Source organism: Kitasatospora sp. SC0581, assembly GCF_048159585.1.
Lineage (GTDB): Bacteria > Actinomycetota > Actinomycetes > Streptomycetales > Streptomycetaceae > Kitasatospora.
In genome coordinates this window covers 1-25,395 of sequence record NZ_JBLRWA010000013.1, presented here as the reverse complement: position 1 = coordinate 25,395, position 25,395 = coordinate 1, and the positions used below count along the sequence as shown (strand labels likewise).

The following is a 25,395-nucleotide window of genomic DNA, read 5'->3' as shown; positions in this document are numbered from 1 at the left end:
GAGATGTCCGACCAGTCCGATCGAACGGGCCACGCCGAACGGGGCGACCGTCCGTCGATCCTCGGCCCGGCCGCCGGCTTCGGCGTGACCTTCAAGGCCATGTTCAAGAAGCGGCTCACCGAGCAGTACCCGGAGCAGAAGAAGCCCACCGCTCCGCGCTTCCACGGCCGCCACCAGCTGAACCGGCACCCGGACGGCCTGGAGAAGTGCGTCGGCTGCGAGCTGTGCGCGTGGGCCTGCCCGGCCGACGCGATCTACGTGGAGGGCGCGGACAACCGGGACGAGGAGCGCTACTCCCCGGGTGAGCGCTACGGCGCGGTGTACCAGATCAACTACGCCCGCTGCATCCTGTGCGGGCTGTGCATCGAGGCCTGCCCGACCAGGGCGCTGACCATGACCAACGAGTACGAGCTGGCCGACTCCTCCCGACGGGACCTCATCTTCACCAAGGAGCAGCTGCTGGTGGGCCTGTCCGAGGGCATGGTCGACACCCCGCACGCGATCTTCCCGGGCACCGACGAGGGCGCGTACTACCGGGGCGAGGTCACCTCGGCGGCGCCGGGGACGGTCCAGCAGGAGCGCACCGAGCGGGACAAGGAGGTGCAGCAGTGATCGCGCGGCTGGCGGAGGCGACCGGGACGACCTCGACGGGCGAGGCCGTCCAGTTCTGGGTGCTCGCGGTGATCGCGGTCGGCGGTGCGCTCGGCATGGTGCTGATGCGCAAGGCCGTGCACAGCGCGCTCTGCCTGGCGGCCACCATGATGGCGCTGGCGGTCTGTTACATGGCCCAGGGCGCGGTGTTCCTGGGCGTGGTGCAGATCGTGGTCTACACCGGCGCGATCATGATGCTGTTCCTGTTCGTGGTGATGCTGGTCGGCGTCACCGGCGAGGACTCGCTGAAGGAGCAGCTGAAGGGCCAGCGGTTCGCCGCGGCGCTGTGCGGGCTGGGCTTCGGCGTGCTGCTGATCGCCGGGATCGCCAACGCGAAGCTGGACCACTTCACCGGGCTGTCCGAGGCGAACGCCGAGGGCAACGTGCCGGGCCTGGCCCGGCTGATCTTCACCCGCTACGTGTGGGCCTTCGAGGTCACCGGCGCGCTGCTGATCACCGCGGCGATCGGCGCGATGGTGCTGACCCACCGGGAGCACGTGAAGGCGCCGAAGACGCAGCGCGAGCTGGCGGCGCAGCGGGTTGTGGACAACATCCAGCTGCCGCCGCTGCCGGCGCCGGGCGTGTACGCCCGGCACAACGCGGTGGACGTGCCGGGGCTGCTGCCGGACGGCACGATCGCCGAGGACTCGGTGATGGCGACGCTGCGCGAGCGCGGCCAGGTCCGGGACGTCAGCCAGGCGATGCTGCGGCGGATGGCGGAGCTGGAGAACAGCACGGCGGACTGGCTGGGCCGTCCGTCCTCGGAGCGGCCGGCCGTGAAGGCCCCGCGCAAGTCGCTGGAGCCGGTGCCGGCCAACGGCGCCCCGCTGCCGGCGAACGGCGGGGCGGTGACGGCGAAGGGGTCGGCGAACGGGCCGGCGAACGGCGGGCCGGTGCCGGCGAACAACGTGAAGCACCCGGCCGACGAGGAGGGCGCGGAGTGAACCCGGTCAACTACCTCTACCTGTCGGCCCTGTTGTTCACCATCGGAGCGGCCGGGGTGCTGGTCCGACGCAACGCGATCGTGCTGTTCATGTGCGTGGAGCTGATGCTGAACGCCTCGAACCTCGCCCTGGTGACCTTCTCCCGGCTGCACGGGACCTTGGACGGCCAGATCATCGCGTTCTTCACGATGGTGGTCGCGGCGGCCGAGGTCGTGGTCGGCCTCGCCATCATCGTCTCCATCTTCCGGACCAGGCACTCCGCTTCGGTCGACGACAGCAACCTGATGAAGCTGTAGGCGGAGGGCCCTCGGTGAAATCTCTCATTCCGCTGCTGGTGGCGGCTCCACTGGCGGGCGCCGCCCTGCTGCTGCTCGGCGGCCGGGCGCTGGACCGCTTCGGCCACTGGCTGGCCACCGCGCTCGCGGCGCTCTCGTTCGGCTTCGGCCTGGCCCTGTTCTCGGACATGCTCGGCCGTGACGCCGAGCACCGGGCGGTCACCCGGCACCTGTTCAGCTGGATCCCGGTGAACGGCTTCCAGGCCGATATCTCCTTCCGGCTCGACCAGCTGTCGATGACCTTCGTCCTGCTGATCACCGGTGTCGGCACGCTGATCCACCTCTACTCGGTCGGCTACATGGCGCACGACGAGCGCCGGCGCCGCTTCTTCGCGTACCTGAACCTGTTCCTGGCCGCCATGCTGCTGCTGGTGGTCGCGGACAACTACCTGCTGCTGTACTTCGGCTGGGAGGGCGTGGGCCTGGCCTCGTACCTCCTGATCGGCTTCTGGCAGCACAAGCCGAGTGCGGCGACGGCGGCGAAGAAGGCCTTCATCGTCAACCGGGTCGGCGACATGGGCCTGTCCATCGCGATCATGCTGATGTTCGCCGAGTTCGGCTCCTTCGCCTTCGACCCGGTCTTCGGCGGTGCCCACCAGGCGAGCGAGGGCAAGCTGACGGCGATCGGCCTGATGCTGCTGCTGGCGGCCTGCGGCAAGTCGGCGCAGGTGCCGCTGCAGTCCTGGCTCGGGGACGCGATGGAGGGCCCGACCCCGGTGTCGGCGCTGATCCACGCGGCCACCATGGTGACCGCGGGCGTCTACCTGATCACCCGCTCCTCGGCGGTCTTCGACCTGGCGCCGGACGCGCAGACCGCCGTGGTGGTGGTCGGCGCGGTCACGCTGCTGTTCGGTGCGATCGTCGGTTGCGCCAAGGACGACATCAAGAAGGCGCTGGCCGGCTCGACGATGTCGCAGATCGGCTACATGGTGCTGGCGGCCGGGCTCGGCCCGATCGGCTACGCCTTCGCGATCATGCACCTGGTGACCCACGGCTTCTTCAAGGCCGGGCTGTTCCTCGGCGCCGGGTCGGTCATGCACGGCATGAACGACGAGGTGAACATGCGTCACTACGGCGGCCTGCGGAAGTACATGCCGGTCACCTTCGTCACCTTCGGTCTCGGCTACCTGGCGATCATCGGCTTCCCGGGCCTGTCCGGCTTCTTCTCCAAGGACAAGATCATCGAGGCGGCCTTCGCCAAGGGCGGCACCGAGGGCTGGATCCTCGGGGGGTGCGCGCTGGTCGGCGCGGCGGTCACCGCGTTCTACATGACCAGGGTCATGGTGCTGACCTTCTTCGGCGAGAAGCGCTGGCAGCCGGACGCGGCGGGCAACGCCCCGCACCCGCACGAGTCGCCGCGGACGATGACCGTCCCGATGGTCCTGCTGGCCTTCGGCTCGGTCTTCGCGGGCGGACTGTTCGCCTTCAACGACTCCTTCCTGAAGTGGCTGGAGCCGGTCACCGGGCACGAGGAGGGCAACTCCCCGCTCGCCCCGCTGACCGTCACCCTGCTGACCACGGCCTGCATGCTGGCCGGCGTCGGCCTCGCGTACCTGGTGTACGGGCGCTCGCCGGTCCCGGTGGTGCCGCCGGTCGGCTCCCCGCTCACCCGGGCCGCCCGCCGCGACCTGCTGCAGGACGACTTCAACCACGCGGTGCTGGTGCGGCCGGGCTCGGCGCTCGCCGCGGCGCTGGTCTTCTTCGACAGCCGCGGCCTGGACGGCGTGGTCAACGGCCTGGCCGCCGGGATCGGCGGGCTCTCCGGCCGGCTGCGGCGGGTCCAGAACGGCTACGTCCGCTCGTACGCGCTCTCCATGTTCGGCGGCACGCTGGTGCTGGTCGCCATGACTCTCCTGATGAGGTCCACGTGATGACTCGTCCTGATATCCGTTGGGGGGCCAGGCCATGAGCTTCCTGTTGACCGCCACGTGCGCCGTCCCGGCGGCCGGCGCGGTGCTGACGGCCGCGCTGCCCGCCGGGTCCTCCGAGAGCCGGCGCAGGACCACCAAGGCCGTCGCGCTGGGCGCCTCGGCCGTCACCCTGGTGCTGGCCGCCGTGGTGGCGGCCCGGTTCGACCCGCACGGCGCCCGCTTCCAGCTGAACGAGTCGTACAGCTGGATCCGCTCCTTCGGCATCACCTTCTCGCTCGGCGTGGACGGCATCGGCGCGGTGCTCGCCCTGCTCACCGCCGTGCTCGTGCCGCTGGTGATCCTCGCCTCCTGGCACGACGCCGACCCGGCGCCGGCCGGGCCGGACGGCACCTTCGAGAACAAGCGCCGCACCCAGGCCTTCTTCGCCCTGATCCTGGCGGTGGAGGCGATGGTGGTCGTCTCCTTCTACGCCACCGACGTCTTCGTGTTCTACGTGTTCTTCGAAGCCATGCTGATCCCGATGTACTTCCTGATCGGCGGCTTCGGCGACCGGGCGGGCGGCCCCGAGTCGGCGCGTCAGCGCTCCTACGCGGCCGTGAAGTTCCTGCTCTACAACCTGCTCGGCGGCCTGGTGATGCTGGCCGCCGTGATCGGCCTGTACGTGACGGCGCAGGACCAGGGCTTCGGCACCTTCGACCTGCCGACGCTGACCTCGGCGATCGCCGACGGCCGGCTCCAGCTGACCGGCACCGCCGAGAAGGCGCTGTTCCTGGGCTTCTTCTTCGCCTTCGCGGTGAAGGCCCCGCTCTGGCCGCTGCACACCTGGCTGCCGAACGCGATGGGCGAGTCCACCGCCGGCACCGCGGTGCTGATCACCGCGGTGGTGGACAAGGTCGGCACCTTCGCGATGCTGCGCTTCTGCCTCGGGCTGTTCCCGAACGCCTCGAAGACCTTCGCCCCGGCGATCCTGGTCCTCGCGCTGATCGGGATCGTCTACGGCGCGCTGTTGGCGATCGGCCAGAAGGACATCAAGCGGCTGGTGGCGTACGCCTCGATCTCGCACTTCGGCTTCATCATCATGGGCGTCTTCGCCCTGACCAGCCAGGGCCAGAGCGGCGCGACCCTCTACATGGTGAACCACGGCCTGTCCACGGCGGCGTGGATGCTGGTGGCCGGCTTCCTGATCTCCCGTCGCGGCTCGCGGCTGATCGCCGACTACGGCGGCGTGCAGAAGGTCGCCCCGGTGCTGGCCGGGACGTTCCTGATCGGCAGTCTGGCCACCCTGTCGCTGCCCGGGCTGGCCCCGTTCGTCAGCGAGTTCCTGGTCCTGGTGGGCACCTTCACCCGCTACCCGGCGATCGGGATCGTGGCCACCTTCGGCATCGTGCTGGCCGCGCTGTACGCCCTGCTGCTGTACCAGCGCACCATGACCGGCCCGGTGAAGGACGGGGTGCGCACGATGCCCGACCTCAAGGCCCGCGAACTCGCCGTGGTAGGCCCGTTGGTGGCGCTGACCATCCTGCTCGGCGTCTACCCGAAGCCGCTCACCGACCTGGTCAACCCCTCGGTGAACGCGACGCTCTCGCAGGTCCACCAGACCGACCCGGCGCCGGCCCACCCGGTCGCCGCCACCTCAGGAGGTGAGCAGAAGTGAGTGCCACCGCAGTGCTCGCCGCCGCCGGCGGCAACACCCCCAGCATCCCGGCGCCGCACATCGAGTACGGCCAGCTCTCCCCGATGCTCGTGGTGTTCGCGGCCGCCGTGGCCGGCGTCCTGGTGGAGGCCTTCGTGCCCCGCCGGTACCGGCACTGGACCCAGGTGACGCTCGCCCTGGCCGGGCTGGTCGGCGCCTTCGTCGCCGTGGTGGTGCTGGCCGTGCAGAGCCACGGCTTCACCCGGATCGACCTGCTGGCCATGGAGTCCGTCGCGATGGACGGCCCGGCGCTGTTCCTCCAGGGCGTGATCCTGCTGGCCTCGGTGGTCGCGGTGCTCACCTACGCCGAGCGGAGGCTGGAGCCCAAGGCCGGCGGCCTGCCCGCCGACGCCTTCGCCGCCCAGGCCGCCGCCACCCCCGGCGGCGAGCAGGAGCGGGCCGCGGTCCGGGCCGGCTTCGCCACCAGCGAGGTCTTCCCGCTCACCATGTTCGCGGTCGGCGGCATGCTGCTGTTCCCCGCCGCCAACGACCTGCTGACCATGTTCGTGGCGCTGGAGGTCTTCTCGCTGCCGCTGTACCTGCTGTGCGCGCTGGCCCGGCGCCGCCGGCTGCTCTCCCAGGAGGCGGCGGTCAAGTACTTCCTGCTCGGCGCCTTCGCCTCGGCGTTCTTCCTGTTCGGCACCGCGCTGCTGTACGGCTACGCGGGCAGCGTGAAGCTCGGCGACATCGGGGACGTCATCTCCGGCAAGGCGATGACCACCCCCGCGCAGCTGAGCACCACCCAGAGCGACGCGCTGGTGCTGACCGGACTGGCGATGCTGGCGGTCGGCCTGCTGTTCAAGGTCGCCGCGGTGCCCTTCCACTCCTGGACCCCGGACGTCTACCAGGGCGCGCCGACCCCGGTGACCGGTTTCATGGCGGCGGCCACCAAGGTCGCGGCCTTCGGGGCCTTCCTGCGGCTGTTCTACGTGGCCTTCCCGGGCCTGCGGCTGGACTGGCGGCCGGTGATGTGGGGCGTCGCGATCCTCACCATGGTGGTGGGCGCGGTGCTCGCGGTGACCCAGCAGGACGTCAAGCGCCTGCTGGCGTACTCCTCGATCGCGCACGCGGGGTTCATCCTGACCGGCGTGATCGCCGTCAACAAGCAGGGCATCTCCTCGGTGCTGTTCTACCTGCTGGCGTACTCCTTCGTGACGCTCGGCGCGTTCGCGGTGGTGACGCTGGTGCGCGACTCCAAGGGCGAGGCGACCCACCTGTCCAGCTGGGCCGGCCTCGGGCGGCGCTCGCCGCTGGTGGCGGCGGTGTTCGCGCTGTTCCTGCTGGCCTTCGCCGGGATTCCGCTGACCTCCGGGTTCACCGGGAAGTTCGCGGTGTTCCAGGCCGCGGCCAGCGGCGGGGCGACCCCGCTGGTGGTGGTCGGTGTGCTGAGCTCGGCGGTGGCCGCGTTCTTCTACATCCGGGTCATCGTGCTGATGTTCTTCTCGGACCCCCAGCCGGGGGGCCCCACGGTGGCGGTCCCGAGCGCCTTCACGGCGACCGCGATCGGGGTGGGGGTGCTGGTCACGCTGGGTCTCGGACTGCTGCCGCAGTACTTCCTCGACCTCGCCTCCAAGGCCTCGCTGTTCGTGCGCTGACCTTTACGCCCACCGCCTCCGACCAGGGCCCCGTCCGGGCCGCGCTCAGCCCGCGCGGCCCGGACGGGTCTGTGTCGGGTGCCGGGGTCGGGGGAGTTCCGGGGGCTCTCCCACCTTTATTACCAGCCGAATTCGCCCCCACCGCCGTCCGGCCCGCGCAGCCGCCCTGACCAGGGCATCAAGCCCGATCATGACAGGATCCGCACGCCCGTGCAGTGATCCACTCGCGACCGGATACCCTGCCTGTATGGCCAGCGGCGGCACTCAGGGACCAGGCCGCTAGATCGACCAGGGACAGAGGAGTGGTCTTCGTGACCGTCGTGGAACCCTTCGGGCTCAGCGTGCAGGACCGCGACCTGACCCGGGACGTCCAGGCCGGACTGGACGCTGTGGAGGCGGCGCTCGGTGAGGCCGTCAAGAGCGACGTCCCGTTCATCACCGTCACCGCCAGTCACCTCCTCGAGGCCGGCGGCAAGCGCTTCCGCCCGCTGCTCCTGCTGCTGGCCGCCCAGTTCGGCGACCCGGGGGCGCCCGGCGTGGTGCCCGCCGCCGTGGTGGTCGAACTGACCCACCTGGCCACGCTCTACCACGACGACGTCATGGACGAGGCGCCGGTGCGCCGGGGCGCCCCGAGCGCCAACTCCCGCTGGGACAACTCGGTCGCCATCCTCACCGGCGACTTCCTGTTCTCCCGTGCCTCCCAGGTGCTCTCCGACCTCGGCCCGGAGGCCGTGCGGATGCAGGCCGAGGCCTTCGAGCGGCTGGTCACCGGCCAGATCCTGGAGACCCGCGGCCCGGGCCAGGACATGGACCCGCTGCTGCACTACCTGGACGTCCTGGAGGGCAAGACCGGCTCGCTGATCGCCGTCTCCTGCCGGATAGGAGCGCTGATGGCCGGTGCCGAGCGCGAGCTGGTGGACACCCTCGGCGAGTTCGGCGAGCGGATCGGCATCGCCTTCCAGCTGGCCGACGACGTGCTCGACATCGCCAGCGACGGCCACGAGTCCGGCAAGACCCCCGGCACCGACCTGCGCGAGGGCGTGCCGACCCTGCCGACCCTGCTGCTGCAGCAGATGCCCGCCGACCCGGCCGACCCGGACGACGCCCGGCTGCGCGAACTGCTCGACCAGGACCTCTCCGACGACGACCTGCACGCCGAGGCGCTGCGCCTGCTGCGGGCCCACCCCGCGCTGGAGCGCGCCCGCGCCGAGACCCTGCGCCGGGCCGAGGAGGCCCGGGCGCTGCTCGCGCCGCTGCCGGACTGCGCCGCGAAGGCCGCCCTGGAGGGCCTCTGCGACGCGGTGGCGATCCGCACGATGTGAGGCCCCGCTCCGGGGAGGACCCCGCTCCGGGTGAGGCCCCGCACGATGGGGGACCCCGCGCCGGGCGGGACCGCCGGGAGCCGTCCGGGCCGGGCCGAGAGGTGGCCCGTCCCGGACCCTCCGCCCGCCCCGGGATGGGGGAGACTGACTTCCGTCAGCACACGCCTGCCCGGAAGGTCGTTATGCGTCGCGTCGTCATCGCCGAGGACTCCGTACTGCTCAGGGAGGGGCTGACCCGGCTGCTCACCGATCGCGGCCTGGAGGTCGTCGCCGGGGTCGGTGACGGAGACGCCCTGGTGAAGACCATCCACGACCTGGCCGCCGCCGACGCCCTGCCGGACGTCGTGGTCTCCGACGTGCGGATGCCCCCGAACCACACCGACGAGGGCCTGCGCGCCTGCGTGGAACTGCGCGCCCGTTACCCGCAGCTGGGTGTGCTGGTGCTGTCGCAGTTCGTGGAGGAGCGCTACGCCTCGGAGCTGCTGGCCGGCTCGACCCGGGGCGTGGGGTACCTGCTGAAGGACCGGGTCGCCGAGGTGCGCGAGTTCGCCGACGCGGTGGTCCGGGTCGCCGAGGGCGGCACCGCGCTGGACCCGGAGGTGGTGCAGCAGCTCCTCAGCCGCAGCCGCAAGGGCGACGTTCTGGCCAATCTCACGCCGCGCGAGCGCGAGGTGCTCGGTCTGATGGCGGAGGGCCGCACCAACGCCGCGGTGGCCAAGCAGCTGGTGGTCTCCGACGGCGCGGTGGAGAAGCACGTCAGCAACATCTTCCTCAAGCTGGGACTGGCTCAGAGCGCCGAGGACCACCGCCGGGTGCTGGCCGTGCTCACCTACCTCAACTCCTGACGCCCTCCGGTTCCGTCGCCCCGGCGCCCGGGGCGCGCCCCCGGGAGCGCATCTCGGCCATGCGCCCGTGAGGTGCTCGCGCCCGCCCGTCCGAGCCGGAATGATCTCCGGCGGGCGGGCGTTGACGTTCATGTGCGGTGCAGCCGCGGGCCGGTGAAATAACTGCCGTGCTTCCGGTCGCCGTCGGGTCGGCCCGCATAGGATGCGAGAGGTGCACCAGGCGGACGGGGCACGGGGCCGCGCCCGCGGTGGTGCGCCCACGAGGAGGTCCGCGGCAGTGACCAGTCAGGTCGATCAGTCAGAGGCAGTGGACGGCCCGGACGGCGACGAGGCCCGCGCCGGGAGCGGAGACGCGCACGCGGGTGCGGACGCGTCCGCCGGACCGCCCGGCCCGGGCGGCCCTCCGGTGAAGCCGGGCAAGCCCATCCGCAGACTCGATCGGGTGATCATTCGCTTCGCCGGCGACTCCGGTGACGGCATGCAGCTGACCGGTGACCGTTTCACCTCGGAGACGGCGTCCTTCGGCAACGACCTGTCCACGCTGCCGAACTTCCCGGCCGAGATCCGGGCGCCCGCCGGCACCCTGCCGGGCGTCTCGTCCTTCCAACTGCACTTCGCGGACCACGACATCCTGACCCCGGGCGACGCCCCGAACGTGCTGGTCGCGATGAACCCGGCCGCGCTGAAGGCGAACGTGCCGGACCTGCCGCGCGGTGCCGAGATCATCGTCAACACCGACGAGTTCACCAAGCGGGCGCTGGCCAAGGTCGGTTACCCGGCGGACCCGCTGGGCGACGGCTCGCTGGACGGCTTCCACCTGCACAAGGTGCCGCTGACCACGCTGACCCTGGAGGCGCTCAAGGACAGCGGCCTGGCCCGCAAGGACGCCGAGCGGGCGAAGAACATGTTCGCCCTGGGCCTGCTGTCCTGGATGTACCACCGGCCCACGCACGGGACGGAGTCGTTCCTGCGCACCAAGTTCGCCAAGAAGCCGCAGATCGCCGAGGCGAACATCACCGCCTTCCGGGCGGGCTGGAACTTCGGCGAGACCACCGAGTCCTTCGCCGTCTCCTACGAGGTGCCGCCGGCCAGGCTCCCGGCCGGGCGCTACCGCAACATCTCCGGCAACCTGGCGCTGTCCTACGGGCTGATCGCCGCCTCGCGGCGCTCCGGCCTCCCGCTGTACCTGGGCTCCTACCCGATCACCCCGGCCTCGGACATCCTGCACGAGCTGAGCCGGCACAAGGACTTCGGGGTGCGCACCTTCCAGGCGGAGGACGAGATCGCCGGTGTCGGCGCGGCGCTCGGTGCCGCCTTCGGCGGGGCGCTCGGGGTGACCACCACCTCCGGGCCGGGTGTCGCGCTGAAGTCCGAGACGATCGGCCTGGCCGTCTCGCTCGAACTGCCGCTGCTGGTCGTGGACATCCAGCGCGGCGGCCCGTCCACCGGCCTGCCGACCAAGACCGAGCAGGCGGACCTGCTGCAGGCGATGTTCGGGCGCAACGGCGAGGCGCCGGTGCCGATCGTCGCCCCGGCCACGCCCGCGGAGTGCTTCGACGCGGCGCTGGAGGCGGCCCGGATCGCGGTCACCTACCGCACCCCGGTGTTCCTGCTCTCGGACGGCTACCTGGCCAACGGCTCGGAGCCCTGGCGGATCCCCGAGGTCGACGAACTGCCGGAGATCGACCCGGAGTTCGCCACCGGCCCGAACCGCGAGGACGGTGCCTTCTGGCCGTACCTGCGCGATCCGCGGACCCTGGCCAGGCCCTGGGCGCTGCCCGGCACGCCCGGCCTGGAGCACCGGATCGGCGGCATCGAGAAGCAGGACGGCACCGGCAACATCTCCTACGACCCGGCCAACCACGACTTCATGGTCCGCACCCGGCAGGCCAAGGTCGACGGCATCACGGTGAAGCCGGTCGAGGTGGACGACCCGAGCGGCGACGCCCGGGTGCTGGTGCTCGGCTGGGGCTCGACGTACGGGCCGATCACCGCCGCGGTGCGCCGGGTGCGCGCGGACGGCGGCGAGGTCGCCCAGGCGCACCTGCGCAACCTCAACCCGTTCCCGGCCAACCTGGGCTCGGTGCTGCGGAGTTACGAGAAGATCATCGTTCCCGAGATGAACCTGGGGCAGCTGGCCCTGCTGCTGCGGGCGAAGTACCTGGTGGACGCCGAGTCCTACAACCAGGTGCGCGGACTGCCCTTCAAGGCGGCCCAGTTGGCGGACGTGCTGTGGGCCGCGATCGGCACCCTGGACGAGGAGGACCACCGATGAGCGAGCGTGCCTTCCCGTCCCTGCGACTGGTGCCCAAGGCCGAAGGCCCGCAGAGCGCCCGGGACTTCAAGACCGACCAGGAGGTGCGCTGGTGCCCGGGCTGCGGGGACTACGCGATCCTGGCGGCGGTGCAGTCCTTCATGCCGGAGCTGGGCATCAGGCGCGAGAACACGGTGTTCGTCTCCGGCATCGGCTGCTCCTCGCGCTTCCCGTACTACATGAATACCTACGGGGTGCACTCGATCCACGGCCGGGCGCCGGCGATCGCGACCGGGCTGGCCACCTCGCGCCAGGACCTGAGCGTCTGGGTGGTGACGGGTGACGGCGACGCGCTGTCGATCGGCGGCAACCACCTGATCCACGCCCTGCGGCGGAACGTCAATTTGAAGATCCTGTTGTTCAACAACCGTATCTACGGCCTCACCAAGGGCCAGTACTCGCCCACCAGTGAGCTCGGCAAGATCACCAAGTCCACCCCGATGGGCTCGCTGGACGCGCCGTTCAACCCGCTGTCGCTGGCGATCGGCGCCGAGGCCACCTTCGTCGCGCGCACCATCGACTCGGACCGCCAGCACCTCCAGTCGGTGTTGCGGGCGGCCGCCGAGCACCAGGGCACGGCGCTGGTGGAGATCTACCAGAACTGCAACATCTTCAACGACGGCGCCTTCGAGGTGCTGAAGGACCCGGGCAGCCGGGACGAGGCGCTGATCCGGCTGGAGCACGGGAAGGCCGCCCGCTTCGGCACGGACCTGGCGAACGGCGTCTTCCGGGGCCCGGACGGCGAGCTGTTCACCGCCCCGGTCACGGCGGACAACGAGGCGGACGTCCTGGTCCACGACGCGCACGCGGCCAGCCCCGCCACCGCCTTCGCGCTCTCCCGGATCGCCGACGCGGACACCCTGCACCACACGCCGATCGGCGTGCTGCGCAGCGTCGAACGGCCGGTCTACGACGAGCTGATGGCGAGCCAGCTGGCCACCGCCACCGACGGGCGCGGCCCGGGCGACCTGGCCACGCTGCTCGCCGGCAACGACACCTGGACGGTGGACTGACCGTCCGACCGTCCGTCGGAGCGAGCGACGCCCCCTGTCCCGACCGGGACAGGGGGCGTCGTCGCCTGCTCCTACTGCTCCTGCCGCTCGGCCCACTCGACCAGTTCGACGACCACCCCGTTCGGGTCGACGACCTGGAAGAGCTTCTCGCCCCACGGCTCCTCGCGCAGCGGCAGGGTGATCACGACCCCCTCCTCGCGCAGCCGCCGCTCCTCGGCGGCGATGTCCTCGACGACGAACGCCAGGATCACGCCGTCCGCGATCCGGTGGCGCTGGTCCTCGGGGAGGACTTCGAGGCCGCGCCGCAGGTAGACGACATTGACCCCGCCGCCCGGGTGCGCGAGCGAGACGAAGCCGTCGGCCGACATCTGCTCGGTGTAGCCGAAGTGCCGCTGGAGGAAGGCGGCGGAGGTGGTGACGTCCTCGACGGTCAGGGAGACGGCGGTCGTGGTGATCTGCAAGGCGGAGAACCCTCTCGTCGGCATCGCACGGTTATCCCGTACGCAGTACACTATACATAGTACGGAGAATTGCGCCAGGGGTCTCCGCGGAATCCGGGACGGGGCCGGAAACGACGGAGGGAGGCTCCCCGGGCGGGGGAGCCTCCCTCAGGAGGTCGGCGAGGCCGGTGCGGCGCGCGTCAGTAGACGCAGGGGATGCCGCCGTCGGACTGGGCGTCGACGGCCGGGCCCTGCATCGGCAGGTTGGCGGCCGGGTCGGCCGGGGCGCCGCCGGCGGGGGCGGCGGGCTTGTCGGCGGCGACGCCGGTGAAGCCGGTGCCGAGGGTGACGACGACGTGGTCGGCGGCGGTGGCGGCGGACGCGGTGGCGGTCACGCCGTAGCGGGCCGCGACCTGCTCGGCGGCCTCCTTGGCGCCCTTGCCGTAGGTGACGGTGGTGGTCTTCGGCCGGGTGGCGGCCGAGCCGGTGCGGCCCTCCTTGAAGCCCAGGCCGGCCAGCGCCTTGGCCTCGTCGACGGAGGTGACCCCGGCCGCGGAGGAGGCGTTGAAGACGTCCACGGTGACCGGCCCGGCGGCGGCCGGGGGCGTGGTGGCGGCCGACGGCGCGGCGGGGGCCTGGGTGGCGGGCGCGCCGGAGGCGGCGGCCGGGTCGGCCGGCGCGGGGGCGGCGTCGGCGTAGCCGAAGAGCTGCTTGACCACCTTCTGGACCTTCGCCGGGGTCACCAGGTTGACGTCCTGGCCGTTCTTGGTGCCGAACCCGTCGAAGGTCAGGGTGTTGAACTCGACGTTGCCGCCGGTGAGGTTGGGGGCCTGCTGGGCGAAGTCGAGCACGTTCCACTCGTTGTCGATCACCAGGTCCTTCTGCATCACCCCCATCAGCTCCTGCATCTTGCCGAGGTCGCCGATGACGCCCTTCTGCTTGAGGTTGTGCACCACCGAGGAGATGAAGGCCTGCTGGCGGTGGGTGCGGGCGAAGTCGCCGGTGTTGCCGTCCGGGCCGTCGAGGTTGTGGCGCTGGCGGACGAAGGAGAGCGCCTGGGAGGCGTTGAGCTTGTTGACGCCCTTGTGGAAGTCGGCCCCGGAGCCCTGGCCCTCGATGGCCGGGTCCTTGGTGTCGTGGGTGAGGCAGACCTCGATCGGCTGGAGGGCCTTGGCGATGTCGTAGAAGCCCATCAGGTTGACCTCGGCGATGTGGTCGATGGGCTGGTCGAGGAACTTCTGCACGGTGCGGATGGTGGCCGCGCGGCCGATGTCCCGGCCGGCCTTCTCCAGGTCGGCGCCCTTGAGGCCCTTGGCGCGCAGACCGGCGTCGGCCTTGTCCTTGGCCGCGCCGTAGGCCTCCTTGATCTTGGCCATGCCCATCTGGGAGCCGTTGGCGTCGTAGGTCATCACGTAGTCGTCGCGGGGTATCGAGACGGCCTGCACCTTGCCGCCGTTCGCCGGGATGTGCAGCAGGATCAGCGAGTTGGTGTTGTAGCCGCCGATGTCGGAGCTGTGGCCGGCGTGCAGCTCGTCCTGGACGAACTCGGGTGGGAGGTCCGTGCCGTCCATGTTCTTGCGGCTGTCCAGGCCGATCAGCAGCAGGTTGACCGAGTTGTCGAGGTGCTTGGGGGCGTCCTTCTTGGTCTCGGCGATGACGCCGGAGGTGGTCATCCCGTCGGTGAGCTGCTTGTACTCGTACCAGACCACCCCGCTGGCGGCGAACACCGCCAGGCCGACGGTGCAGGCCACCACCCGGCCCGCGACCAGGGCGGGTGAGGGGCGGCGGGGGCGGCGGGCCTCGGCGCCGCCGTCGGTCCCGGGGTTGTCAGCCATGCTGCCTCCTCCTCGCCCGGACCAGCCGGACCGCGATCACGATGACGGCCGCGGCCGCGGCCTCGGCCATCACGGGAAAGCCGTGCACCACCCACTTCGCGGCGCCGGTGGCCAGGCCCTTGCCCTGGTACCGGTCGCGGTGGGCGGTGAACTCGACGACGGCCGTCACGCCCAGGACCACCAGCGGCGAGGTGGCGAGCACCCACCACCAGCCGTTGCGGCTGCTCAGTGCCGCCGCCAGGCCGGTGCCGAGCACCGCGGCCACGGCGAAGACCAGGCCCATGCCGGGGCCGGAGAGCTCGTCGACCGCGGCGCCGGCCAGCGGTAGTCCGAGGGCGAGGGCCGCCGGCAGCGCGGGGCCGCCGGGCAGCGGGCGTATGTGCCCGGCCGGTTTGTCCGCCGCCCGTCGGCGCGTCCGCTGGTCGGCCGACCGTCCTCGCTGCCCCGCCACGCCCTCACCCCGGTGTTCCCGTGTTCCGCGCGCCATGGTGGCGCCTGCGCCGCGTGCCGTCCGTCGGTTTCGTCGGTCCGGAACTCTGTTCGTGGCGCTGCCAGTTCCGGACGCCGGTTGCCGGTCGGCCGGTTCCCGTGCGGGGGTCCGGCCACCCGTGATCGGGGGAGGCGCTTCCCAATGTCTTCTACACGGGTGTAGAAGTCGTACGCAGCATAGAGCACGTCCGTTCGGCGGGACGTCCGGGTCTTCCGTGGCCTGGATAAACTACACCGGGCAGTTTCTGAGAGGGTCGGCCGGTGCGCCGACGGAAGAGGAGAGGGCCGTGGCGACGACGGGCGGAGCGGGACGGCCGGAGAAGCGCGAGGCGATCACCCGGGCCGCGACGGTGGTGTTCGGCCGCGAGGGGTACGTCCGGGCCAGCATGGACGCGATCGCGGCCGAGGCCGGGGTGTCCAAGCGGACGGTCTACAACCACTTCGGCGACAAGGAGACCCTCTTCCTGTCGGTGGCCCTGCGGACCTCGGCGGAACTGACCGAACGCATCGACGGGTTGATGGCGACGTACCTCGGCCGGGTGGTGGACCTGCGCCGGGACCTGATCGACTTCGCCGTCGAGCGGGCCCGCGCCGTGCTGTCGGCCGGGGAGCACGGGGCGCTCGGCCGGGCGATCCGGGCCGAGGTGGCCAACATCCCGGCGGACGTCCTGGAGGCCTGGCTGGAGGCCGGCCCGGTCGCCTCCCAGCGCGCGCTCGCGCAGCACGTCGAGGCGCTCGCCGGGCGCGGGCTGCTCGCGGTCGAGGACGCCGCCCTGGCCGCCGAGCAGTTCACCCTGCTGACCTTCCACGGCGTCGCCGAGCGCTCCTTCTGGGGCGCGCTCCCGGTGGCGGACGAGGAGGTCGAGCGGATCGCGACGGCCGGCGTGGACGCCTTCCTGCGGATCCACGGCGCGCCGGAGGCGGCGGAGGCGTCCTCGGCGGCACGGGGCTGAGCCCGCCCGGGCGGGAGCGGCCGGCCGCCGCCCCCGCCCGGACCACCCGTGGATCACTTCCAGTTGAGGCCCTTGCCGAGGGTGTACGGCTCGCCCCAGTACTCGGCGCCCGCGACCTTGGAGGCCTCCGGGGACATCGCCACCGCGCAGGAGGTGGCGGACTGGCCGTTGGTGAAGCCCTTGGGCAGCGACTCGCTCTTGCACTTGGCGAAGGAGCCGATGACCATCAGCTCCTGCGCCTCGCTGCCGTCCGCCAGCAGGCCCTTCATGTGGCTGACGCTGGTGTAGGACAGGTCGGTGCCGCCGGCGTTGGTGACCTTGTAGTGGATGTAGTACGGCACCAGGCCCTTGGCCTTGTCGCCCAGGTTGAGCGGGGCGAGGTCGGCCGGGTCGCCCTTCTCGATCGAGGTGACCGCGAGCGCGATGGTGCCCTTGGTGCTGCCCGAGCTGAACGGGACGGTGGCGGCGTCGCCGAGCTTCAGCGTGGTCCCGGCCGCCGGGGCGCTGCCGGCCGGCGCGGGTGCGGTGGCCGAACCGGACCCGGCGCCGCCCGCCGGGACGGAGGCCGAACCGGAGGCGGCCGGGGTGGTGGCCGCGGTGCTCGGCGAGGCGGCCTGGGTGGCGGGCGCACCGGTCGCCGGCGGGGTCTTGGCGGTGTCGGACGACGAGGCGTCGTCGTTGCAGGCGGTCAGGGTGAGCGCGCCGACCGTGGCCAGTGAGGCCAGGGCCAGGGCGCGACGACTGCTGCGGATGGGCTTCACGTGATGTCCCCCGTGGTAGCGGACCCCCGGTGCCGGTGGTCCTCCTGAGGGACGTTCATAGCGCAGCGCGAACGAGCGGGGCCATGGCTTCGACGCGTCCTTGACACGGTCGTGACGAGTCCCTCGCGCCACCGTGACAAGGGATGCCGAGTCGTGATCAGCCGCCCGGACGGGGGCCGGCGAGGGGCCGACCGGCGTCGGCGCGGGGGGCCGTGGGGCACCCGGAGGAGACCGGGCCCGGTCCGCTCGGCCTGGAGAGCGGACCGGGCCCGGTGGTTCGTCAGCCGAGCAGCCAGCGCTGGGCCGGGGCGGCGGGGTCGCAGGAGGCCACCCCGGTGGCCTGGCCGCCGCCGTTGGAGGTGAGGCACTGCCCGGTGGCCGCGTTGCGGACCAGGTACCAGCCGTGGTCCTCGTCGGTCAGCCGCCACTTCTGGTTGGCGGGCATCCAGTCGCCGGCCGGCCGGTTGAGGCCGTCCAGTCCGCCGGGGGTGTCCCAGAGGTGGACGGCGCCCGAACCGGTGTCGAGGTCGATCACCTTGCCCTGCCCGTGCGCGATCGCCGTGGTGCCGTCGCAGTACTTCCAGAACGACCAGGTCTGCGCGGGCGACTGGTTGGCCTGCCAGACGATGATCGGCTGACCGTTGGCCTCGACGTTGTGGAAGAGGTCGAGCGCTCCGGCGCCGGAGCCGTTGTTCACGGCCGCGAAGGCTCCCACGGACGGCGACAGGTCGCAGGCGCCGGCCTGTGCCGCCTGCGCCGCCGGCGCGCCGGCCACGACCGCCCCCGCGACGGCAGTGACGGCCCCGAGCGAGGCGAGGAGCCTGCGGGTACGGGTGGTGGTTCTCATCGGGTCTCTCCTTCTGGTGTGGTGGGCGGGCCGGCTCAGCCGCGCGGGACCGCGAGCGCGGCCCACTGCTTGGGGCCGGGGACGCCGTCGGCGTCCGCGCCCGAGTCGCCGAGCTTGTGCTGCCAGTTGCGGAAGGACTCGCGGTCCGCGTCGGACCACTCGGGGCCGGGGCCCTCGGCGTAGGCGGAGCAGCCCTCGGCGACGAGGCGCTCGCCCATCCGGGTGATGACGTCGCTGTTCTGGCCGTCGTGGAAGAAGTCGGCGCCGGGGAAGGGCTCGTAGCCGCCGCCGCCCGCCGGAGCGGCGCCGCCGGACGGGGCCCCGCCGTCGGGGCTGTCCTCCGCGGAGGCCTCCTGCCCGAAGTAGAGCGCCCCGGGCCGGTCCTTCCACTCCGGGTCGGCGAGGACCGCGCCCTCGGCGAAGTCCGGGATGCCGTAGCCGTAGACCCAGTCCGAGCGGCGCTCACGGGTCTTGAGGTAGACGCCGTCGCCCTCGGCGCTGCCGCCGTCGTTGGTGTTGCCCTCGACGGTGGTGATGGTGGAGCTGGTGTAGGCGATGCAGATGCCGGTGTGGCTGCCGCCGCCGGGCCCGAAGAAGACCTGGCCGCCGATCACCGGGTACTCGGTGAAGCGGTCGCGCTCCTTGAACCAGGCGACGCCCTCCGCGCAGGAGGCGGTCACCGGGAAGCGCCCGGCGTTGCCGGACTGCTCGGCGCACCAGGAGACGAAGGTGGCGCACCAGGCCTCGCCCTGGGACCACTCCAGGCCGGCGACGGCGGGGGAGAACTTCTGGATGTTGTTCCAGTGCCCGCCGCTGCGACCCTCGTGGTAGCCGACCTCGTCTCGGGCGATGCGGATCAGGTCCGCCGCGTTCGAGGACATGGGTGTGGACTCCTTGTTCGTGGAAGGGTGCCGGTCGGGGTCTCAGGCCTTGCCGAAGGTCTGCACGTAGCGGCCCCAGTTGCCGCGCTGGCGGGGCGCGTAGCCGATGCCGATGTAGTTGTAGTCGGGGTTGAGGATGTTCACCCGGTGGCCCGGGCTGTTCATCCACATCTGCATCGCCTCCGGCACGCTGTTGCTCGGGGTGACGTTCTCGGCGGAGGAGCGGGAGACGAAGCCGGCGGCCGCGATGCGGTCCCAGGGGGAGCTGCCGTCGGTGCCGTTGTGCTGGGTGAGGTCGTGCGAGGCCATGTCGTTGGCGTGGCGCTGGGCGGCCGCGCTGAGGCGGTCGTCCAGGCGCACCGGCGGGGCGCCGACCCGGCCGCGCTCGGCGTTGACGGCGTTCAGCATCTCGGAGCGGAAGTCGCCGCCGCCGCCACCGCCGGGCTGGGGCTGCGGCTGGGGCTGGGGCTGCTGCTGGCCGCCGCCGCCGCTGATGCCCCCGGCCGGGACGAGCTGCCAGCGCTGCGCCGGGTTGCCGTCGTCCTGCCTGGAGAGGGTGAGCGGCGAGCCGGGGGCGGCCGCGGTGAGGTAGAGCATGCCCTCGTTGGTGCGGGTGGTGCGGATGCGGACCCAGTCGTTGTCGAGGGGCTCGAAGCACCAGTGCTGGTTGGGCTGGTTGTGCTCGTTGTACAGCCAGGCCTGGCCGGTGGAGTAGTTGAAGTCCATGACCATGGCCTGGCCGCCGACGTGCTTGCCGGTGGTGAGCTGGGTCTCCAGGAGGAAGCTGCCGTTCTCCTTGGCCCAGAAGGTCCAGCCCTGGGCGGTGGTGCCGTTGGAGCCCCAGGACTGGACGGCGGTGCCGGCGGCGGTCTGGCTGGAACGGACGTCGGCGACGGTTCCGTTGGCGGACTTGATCGTCCAGGTCTGGCCGTGCTGCGGGAGCGTGGGCATGGTGGCGCCTCTCGTCTGTGGTGTCGCCCCGGGCCGCAACCGCTGCGGCCCGGGGCCTGACGAGAGAGACGTTCCTGCACGGCGGTAGACGGCCGGTCAACACGCTTGGCCGGTGCCGCCGTTGATGCCGTGTCTACCGCGCCAGAAGGGCCCTGACCTGCGCCGATTCCTCGGTGAGCCCCAGCCGCTCGTACACCTCCAGGGAGTCCGTCAGACAGGCCCGGGCCTGGCTCGGGCGGCCGAGGCCGGTGAGCGCGGTGCCGAGGGTGCGCAGCAGGGCGCCCTCCAGGGCGGGGCTGGTGCGCCGGGCGAGCGGGAGGACGGCCTCGGCCGCGTCGACGGCGAGCAGCCAGCGGCCGGCCTCGGCGTGGACGCGGGCGGCGAGGTCGCCGGACGCGGCGGCGAAGACGGTGACCTGGAGGGCGGTGAACTCGTCGCGGGCGCCGACGGCGTGGTCGAGCGCCGCCTCCGGGTCGCCGCACAGCCGCAGCACCCGGGCGAGGTAGTAGCGGCCGATCGCGGCGGAGACCGGCCCCGAGTCGCGCATCAGGCGGGCGCTGCGCTCGGCGGCCTCCCGGGCCTCGTCGAGCCGGCCGGTCTGGGCGCAGCTGAAGGCGAACTCGCCGAGCGCGCTGCCCTCGGAGCGTCCGGCCCCCAGGCGGTGGAACAGCCCGGCGGCCCGGCCGGCGTGTTCGGCGGCCTCGGCGTAGCGGCCGTGCACGCGGGCGTTGCCGCCGAGGGTGAGCAGGGCCTTGGCGAGCACCCGGTCGGTGCCGGTGGTGGTGCAGACCTCGACGGCCCGGCGGATCTCCTCCACGGACTCGGCGTAGCGGTTGACGTGCCAGAGCATGCTGCCGCGCACGTACCGGGCGAGGGCGAGCGGGCCGTGGTCGCCGCGCGCCTCGGCCTCGCCGGCCAGGCGTTCGGCGAGGTCGGCGATGACGGTGGTCTGGGTGCGTTCGGCGAGCACCGCGCCCATCCGGTCGGCGAGTTCGACGGCGCGGTCGAGCGGCAGGGCAGGGTCGGCGCAGCTCAGGGCGATGACGGCGGCGTGCACCTCGGCCTGCTCGCGCATCCAGCGCACGGCCTCCGTGCCGTCGGCGACGGGCCGGCCGGGGTGCGGCACCGGCACGTCGAGCAGGCTGAGTTCGACCGGGTCGGGCTTGCGGGCGGCGACGTCGGCGTTGCGGGCGGTGGCGAGGCAGAAGTCGAGCAGCCGTCCGGTGGCCGCGGTGCGTTCGGCGGGGCCGTCCTCGGCGGCGAGCCGGCCGCGGGCGTAGGCGCGGACCAGGTCGTGGTAGCCGTATCGGCCGAAGCGGGGGGACTGCAGGAGGTTGAGGTCGACGAGGGTTTCGAGGAGTTCGTCGGTCTCGGCCTCGGTGCGGTCGAGCAGGACGGCGGCGCAGGGCAGCGGGATGTCGGGGGCGTCGGGCAGGGCGAGCAGCCGGAAGGCGCGGGCCAGTTCGACGTCGAGGCGGTGGTAGGAGAGCGCGAAGCTGGCCTCCACCGTCCGTTCGCCGTCGCTGAGTTCGGCCAGCCGGTGCTCCCGGCGCAGGCCCTCGGCGAGGGTGGCCAGAGTGAGCGCGGGGTCGGCGGCGAGCCGGGAGGCGACGATGCGGACGGCGAGCGGCAGCAGCCCGCAGGCCCGGACGACCTCCTCGGCGGCCCCGGGCTCGGCGGCGACGCGCTCGGCGCCGACGATCCGGGTGAGCAGTTCCAGCGCCTGCCCGGGCGGCAGGGTGTCCAGGCGCAGCTGGTGGGCTCCGGCGAGGCCGGTCAGCCGGTGGCGGCTGGTGACGAGGACGGCGCAGCCGGGCGAGCCGGGCAGCAGGGGTTCGACGTGGCCGGGGGTGGCCGCGTTGTCGAGGACGACCAGGACGCGCCGCCCGGCCAGGGCCGAGCGGTAGAGCGCGCTGCGCTCCCCGGTGTCCGGGGGGATCTCGCCGGGGGCGACGCCGAGGTCCCGCAGGAAGCCGGCGAGCACCGTGCCGGGGTCGGGCGGGGTGCGGTCGGCGCCGCGCAGGTCGGCGAAGAGCTGCCCGTCGGGGAAGCGGTCGCGGGTCCGGCGGGCCACGTGCACGGCGAGGGTGGTCTTGCCGACGCCGCCCATGCCGTCCAGGGCGGAGACCACGACGGCCCGTCCGCCGGCGCCGGCGAGGCGGTCGGTGAGGGCCTCGACCTCCTCGGTGCGGCCGGTGAAGTCGGGCAGGCCGGACGGCAGCTGGTCGGGCGCCCGCCAGGTGTCGGCGGCGCCGGGGGCGTCGGCGGCGGGCCCGGCCTGGGCGGCGCCGGCGGGCAGCAGGGCGGCGTCCTCACGCAGGATCCGCAGCTGGAGCTCGGCGGGGGCGTCCTCGCCGGGCGGGAGCGAGGCGCGGGCGTCCTCGTACACGGCGAGCGCCTCGGCCTTGCGCCCGGCCTGGTAGAGGGCGCGCATCAGGACGGTGGTGAGCCGGGGGCGGCCGGGGTGCTCCAGGGCGAGGGCGGCGATCGCCGCGGTGAGGTCGGTGCGGTCGCCGAGGTCGGCGTCCAGCTCCAGTTCCGTCTCCTTGGCCGAGACCCGCTGTTCGGTGAGGCGGGTGCGGACGGCCTCGGCGTGCGGCCCGGGCAGTCCGGCCAGCGCCTCGCCGACCCAGAGCCGGTGGGCGCGGCGCAGCACCTCCCGTACCTCCCGCGGCGGGGCGCCCGCCTCGCGCAGCCGCTCGGCCTCGGCCAGCAGCGCCTCCCAGGCGGCGGCGTCCACCTCGCTGCCGGGCGCCCTGAACGCGTAGCCGTCGCCGACGCGCACCAGCGGCATCCGGTCCGGGTCGTCCCCGGCGTACGGCCGGAACGCGGTGCGCAGCCGGGAGACGGCGAGCTGGACGGCCTTGCGCGGGTCGGCCGGCGCGGCCCCGCCCCACACCCCCTCGACCAGCACCGGGACCGACACCGTGCGCCCGGCGGCGGCCAGCAGCACGGCGAGCACGGCCCGCTGCTGCGGCCGGCCCAACTCCAGTTCCAGCTCCCCGTACCAGGCCCGCAGCGGTCCCAGCAGTCCGAACCGCAGCCCGGAACCCCCCATGTCACCCATCTACCCGTCCCCGAAAGTCGTCCTGCGCCGGGATCCCGCCAGTTCCGTCCGGACGGTGGGCCCCCATACCCCGGCGGCCTATGCTCTGTCACAGATTGTGCACCGGATCGTGCACAGGTTGTGCACCGGGATCGAGGGCTTCGAGGGGTGGGCCGTGGGGCTCGTTTTCAGCCTGCTGGGGCCGCTGCGGGCCCGACGCGACGGTCGTGAGCTCGACCTCGGCCGACCGCAGCAGCGGGCCGTGCTCGCGGCCCTGCTGGTCCCGCCGGGGCAGCTGGTGTCCACGGATCGGCTGGTCGAGGACCTGTGGGGGGCGGACGAAACCCGCTGGCCGAAGGATCCGGTCGGGCAGATCGGCACCCACGTCCACCGTCTGCGGCGGGCCCTGGGCGAGCCCGGGCTGCTGGTCGGGGCGGCGGGCGGCTACCGGCTGGAGGCGCCGCGCACGGCGGTGGACCTCTTCCGTTACGAGGCCGAGGTGGCGGAGGCCGTCGCGCTGCGTCACCAGGATCCCCTGCGGGCGCGCGAGTCGCTGGCGCGGGCGCTGGGCGCCTGGGAGGGGCACCGGGCGCTGGACGGGGTGCCCGGGGCGTTCGCCGAGCGGGTCCGGGAACGGCTGGCGGCCGGGCGGTTCGCGGCGGTGAAGACCCTGCTCGACCTGGACCTGTCGCTCGGCCGGCACGCCGAGGCGCTGGAGCCGCTGGCCGGGCTGGCCGCCTCGCACCCGCAGGACGAGGAGGTGCACCGGCTGCACCTGCTGGCGCTGCACCGCTGCGGCCGGACGGCGGAGGCGCTGGCGGGGTACGAGGCGCTGCGTGAGCGGCTGGACGGGGAGCTCGGTCTCGAACCCGCCCCGGCACTGGTCGAGCTGGCCGGGCAGATCCGGCGCGGCGAGGCCCCGGTGCTGCTGCGGCGGCTGCCGAGGCCGAGCCAGCTGCCGCCGGACATCCCGGACCTGGTCGGGCGGGCGGCGCAGGTGCGGCAGGCGGAGCGGGTGCTGCGGGCGGCCGGGGCGCCGGTCCTGGGGCTGTCCGGTCCGGCGGGCTGCGGCGCGTCGGCGCTGGCGGTGCACGTGGCGCACACCGTCCAGGACGCCTTCCCGGACGGCCGGCTGTACGCGGGCGGCGGCGGGGCCGGTGTGGTGCTCGCCGGCTTCCTGCGGGCGCTGGGGGACCGGCCGGCGGCGGGCGCGGACGTCGAGGAGCTCGGCGCGCGCTACCGAGGGCTGCTCGCCGGGCGCCGGGTGCTGGTCCTGCTGGACGGGGTGGCCGAGCCGGGCGTACTGCTGCCGTCGGTGCCCGGCTGCGCGGCGGTGGTGGCGGGCGCCGAACCGGGCACCCTGCCCGACGGCGCCGTACGGCTCGCGGTGGGACCGCTGGAGCCGCACGACGCCTATGAACTGCTGGCCCGGATCGCCGGCGCGGACCGGGTCCGGCGGGAGCCGGAGGCGGTGGCCGAGGTGGCCGCGCTCTGCGGCCACCTGCCGGTCCTGCTGCGCACGGCGGCGGAGCGGCTCGCCTCCCGGCCGCAGTGGTCGGTGGCCGACCTGGTGCGGTGGCTCGCCCTGCGGGCCGACGGGCCGGGGCGGGCCCAGTAACGCCGGCTCTCCCGGCGACCCTGACCCTCCCGGCAACCCTGGCCTTCTCGGTAACCGGGGCCGGTTCAGTAGAGGTCGGAGGAGAAGAAGACCGAGCCGGAGCCGGGGATGGGGCCGGGGTTGGAGGAGTGGGGGAGACGCGGGATGCCGCCGCCGTTCCAGTAGACGCCGGAGGTGCCGCCGGCGGTGACGGTCAGCTTGGCGTGCGGGTGGCCGTAGGTGCCGGACGACCAGCAGGCGTCGCCGTTGGCGGAGTAGACGACGAAGTTGCCGTCGACCTGCATGACGGCCTTGTAGCCGCAGCCGACGGTGCCGCTGGCCATCTTGACCTGGGTCCCGTACTGGTAGACGACGAAGTTGCCGTCGGGCTGCATGATCATCCGGGTGGAGCCGGACTCGATGTACCAGCCCTGGTAGAGCGGCTCGTCGTCCCAGATGGAGACGTGGTCGACGGCCCGCTCGATCGCGGCCTCCGCGGTACCGGTCGACGCCACGGTCCCGGCCAGGGCGAGCGCGGTGGTGGCGGTGGCCAGGGCGATCTGCCGGAGGGTCTTCGTCGTCTTCATGTACCCGTGCCTCGTGGTTCTCTCGTGCGTTCGCGCCCGCCAGGTCCTCGGGGCGCGGTGTGGCACGACCTTGGCGGAAGGCGGTAGACAAACGATGAACGCCGCCGTTTAACGGGGTCCGGGGGCCGGGCCGGCGGGCCGGGGCCCACGGCGGGACCAGGGGCATTTGGCTTGGGCCCGGAGTGGGAGTAGTGTCTCCTAGTCGCCTGACAGGGAGCACCGGACACGCAGCCGCGCGGACGGTCCCGGGGTGGCCAATCCTCTGAAACACCCACTTCCCGGTCCGGGCCGGGTCGCTTCGTCGTTTTCGCGTCGCGGCCTGGTGCGCATTCGGTGTGCATGTTTATTGGGTTGCGGTCGGATTCGCTTTTCGGAGCGGGGATCGGCTAGAGTTTGAAACGTCGGACAGGGCGTCAAACCCCGGA

General features: G+C 72.8%; 21 protein-coding genes. 12 read left to right on the top strand and 9 right to left on the bottom strand.

Annotated features, from left to right (window positions below; all coding sequences use genetic code 11):
- Positions 1–3 precede the first annotated feature (3 nt).
- The 10 genes from nuoI (at position 4) to ACLWS4_RS20745 (ending at position 12,583) form a co-directional block, all read left to right on the top strand.
- On the top strand, positions 4–612 hold the full coding sequence (gene nuoI / locus ACLWS4_RS20790; RefSeq protein ID WP_387972607.1) for an NADH-quinone oxidoreductase subunit NuoI: 609 nt from the start codon (positions 4–6) through the stop codon (positions 610–612).
- Positions 612–1,595, top strand: a complete 984-nt coding sequence (locus ACLWS4_RS20785) for an NADH-quinone oxidoreductase subunit J (RefSeq protein ID WP_079272762.1) — start codon at positions 612–614, stop codon at positions 1,593–1,595. Before nuoI ends, ACLWS4_RS20785 begins: the two co-directional genes overlap by 1 nt.
- Positions 1,592–1,891: an NADH-quinone oxidoreductase subunit NuoK gene (gene nuoK, locus ACLWS4_RS20780; protein WP_049652557.1), complete on the top strand. Its 300-nt coding sequence runs from the start codon at positions 1,592–1,594 to the stop codon at positions 1,889–1,891. The genes ACLWS4_RS20785 and nuoK overlap by 4 nt, the downstream gene beginning before the upstream one ends.
- A 14-nt stretch (positions 1,892–1,905) precedes the next feature.
- A complete protein-coding gene (gene nuoL / locus ACLWS4_RS20775) occupies positions 1,906–3,801 on the top strand; it encodes an NADH-quinone oxidoreductase subunit L (RefSeq protein WP_416874876.1) in 1,896 nt (631 codons plus the stop codon).
- A gap of 34 nt (positions 3,802–3,835) precedes the next feature.
- On the top strand, positions 3,836–5,455 hold the full coding sequence (locus ACLWS4_RS20770) for an NADH-quinone oxidoreductase subunit M (protein WP_074005526.1): 1,620 nt from the start codon (positions 3,836–3,838) through the stop codon (positions 5,453–5,455).
- Positions 5,452–7,089 (top strand): NADH-quinone oxidoreductase subunit NuoN, encoded by a 1,638-nt coding sequence (gene nuoN, locus ACLWS4_RS20765; RefSeq protein WP_049652549.1) that lies wholly within the window; start codon positions 5,452–5,454, stop codon positions 7,087–7,089. The genes ACLWS4_RS20770 and nuoN overlap by 4 nt, the downstream gene beginning before the upstream one ends.
- Before the next feature lie 311 nt (positions 7,090–7,400).
- On the top strand, positions 7,401–8,411 hold the full coding sequence (locus ACLWS4_RS20760; RefSeq protein ID WP_049652569.1) for a polyprenyl synthetase family protein: 1,011 nt from the start codon (positions 7,401–7,403) through the stop codon (positions 8,409–8,411).
- A 182-nt stretch (positions 8,412–8,593) separates the two neighbouring features.
- Complete coding sequence (locus ACLWS4_RS20755; protein WP_049652547.1) at positions 8,594–9,256, top strand: response regulator transcription factor; 663 nt, start codon at positions 8,594–8,596, stop codon at positions 9,254–9,256.
- 277 nt (positions 9,257–9,533) lie between these two features.
- Positions 9,534–11,531 (top strand): 2-oxoacid:acceptor oxidoreductase subunit alpha, encoded by a 1,998-nt coding sequence (locus ACLWS4_RS20750; RefSeq protein ID WP_380718634.1) that lies wholly within the window; start codon positions 9,534–9,536, stop codon positions 11,529–11,531.
- Positions 11,528–12,583: a 2-oxoacid:ferredoxin oxidoreductase subunit beta gene (locus tag ACLWS4_RS20745; protein WP_416874875.1), complete on the top strand. Its 1,056-nt coding sequence runs from the start codon at positions 11,528–11,530 to the stop codon at positions 12,581–12,583. The genes ACLWS4_RS20750 and ACLWS4_RS20745 overlap by 4 nt, the downstream gene beginning before the upstream one ends.
- 71 nt (positions 12,584–12,654) lie before the next feature.
- Here ACLWS4_RS20745 and ACLWS4_RS20740 read toward each other — a convergent pair whose 3' ends face one another.
- The 3 genes from ACLWS4_RS20740 to ACLWS4_RS20730 form a co-directional block, all read right to left on the bottom strand.
- The gene (locus ACLWS4_RS20740; RefSeq protein ID WP_049652540.1) at positions 12,655–13,044 is read right to left on the bottom strand and encodes a VOC family protein; all 390 of its coding nucleotides are present in this window, start codon (positions 13,042–13,044) and stop codon (positions 12,655–12,657) included.
- Between the two features lie 179 nt (positions 13,045–13,223).
- On the bottom strand, positions 13,224–14,858 hold the full coding sequence (locus ACLWS4_RS20735) for an LCP family protein (RefSeq protein ID WP_416874874.1): 1,635 nt from the start codon (positions 14,856–14,858) through the stop codon (positions 13,224–13,226).
- On the bottom strand, positions 14,851–15,309 hold the full coding sequence (locus ACLWS4_RS20730; RefSeq protein ID WP_049656675.1) for a DUF6542 domain-containing protein: 459 nt from the start codon (positions 15,307–15,309) through the stop codon (positions 14,851–14,853). Before ACLWS4_RS20730 ends, ACLWS4_RS20735 begins: the two co-directional genes overlap by 8 nt.
- Before the next feature lie 325 nt (positions 15,310–15,634).
- Between ACLWS4_RS20730 and ACLWS4_RS20725 the strand changes: the two genes are divergently transcribed.
- Positions 15,635–16,300 (top strand): TetR/AcrR family transcriptional regulator, encoded by a 666-nt coding sequence (locus tag ACLWS4_RS20725; RefSeq protein ID WP_049656674.1) that lies wholly within the window; start codon positions 15,635–15,637, stop codon positions 16,298–16,300.
- Positions 16,301–16,353: 53 nt separating this feature from the next.
- Here ACLWS4_RS20725 and ACLWS4_RS20720 read toward each other — a convergent pair whose 3' ends face one another.
- The 5 genes from ACLWS4_RS20720 to ACLWS4_RS20700 all read right to left on the bottom strand — a co-directional run bounded on the left by ACLWS4_RS20720 (position 16,354) and on the right by ACLWS4_RS20700 (position 22,807).
- The gene (locus ACLWS4_RS20720; RefSeq protein WP_416874873.1) at positions 16,354–17,061 is read right to left on the bottom strand and encodes a hypothetical protein; all 708 of its coding nucleotides are present in this window, start codon (positions 17,059–17,061) and stop codon (positions 16,354–16,356) included.
- 280 nt (positions 17,062–17,341) lie between these two features.
- Complete coding sequence (locus ACLWS4_RS20715; protein ID WP_049656669.1) at positions 17,342–17,908, bottom strand: RICIN domain-containing protein; 567 nt, start codon at positions 17,906–17,908, stop codon at positions 17,342–17,344.
- A 35-nt stretch (positions 17,909–17,943) separates the two neighbouring features.
- A complete protein-coding gene (locus ACLWS4_RS20710) occupies positions 17,944–18,789 on the bottom strand; it encodes a peptidoglycan-binding protein (protein ID WP_416874872.1) in 846 nt (281 codons plus the stop codon).
- A gap of 42 nt (positions 18,790–18,831) precedes the next feature.
- Positions 18,832–19,740 carry a CAP domain-containing protein gene (locus tag ACLWS4_RS20705; RefSeq protein WP_380743890.1) on the bottom strand — a complete coding sequence of 303 codons (909 nt, stop codon included), beginning with the start codon at positions 19,738–19,740 and terminating at the stop codon, positions 18,832–18,834.
- Between the two features lie 133 nt (positions 19,741–19,873).
- Positions 19,874–22,807 carry an AfsR/SARP family transcriptional regulator gene (locus ACLWS4_RS20700; protein WP_416874871.1) on the bottom strand — a complete coding sequence of 978 codons (2,934 nt, stop codon included), beginning with the start codon at positions 22,805–22,807 and terminating at the stop codon, positions 19,874–19,876.
- A 118-nt stretch (positions 22,808–22,925) separates the two neighbouring features.
- Between ACLWS4_RS20700 and ACLWS4_RS20695 the strand changes: the two genes are divergently transcribed.
- Positions 22,926–24,404: a BTAD domain-containing putative transcriptional regulator gene (locus tag ACLWS4_RS20695; RefSeq protein WP_416874870.1), complete on the top strand. Its 1,479-nt coding sequence runs from the start codon at positions 22,926–22,928 to the stop codon at positions 24,402–24,404.
- A 65-nt stretch (positions 24,405–24,469) separates the two neighbouring features.
- Here ACLWS4_RS20695 and ACLWS4_RS20690 read toward each other — a convergent pair whose 3' ends face one another.
- Positions 24,470–24,970 carry a hypothetical protein gene (locus tag ACLWS4_RS20690; RefSeq protein ID WP_388049283.1) on the bottom strand — a complete coding sequence of 167 codons (501 nt, stop codon included), beginning with the start codon at positions 24,968–24,970 and terminating at the stop codon, positions 24,470–24,472.
- Positions 24,971–25,395 lie beyond the last annotated feature (425 nt).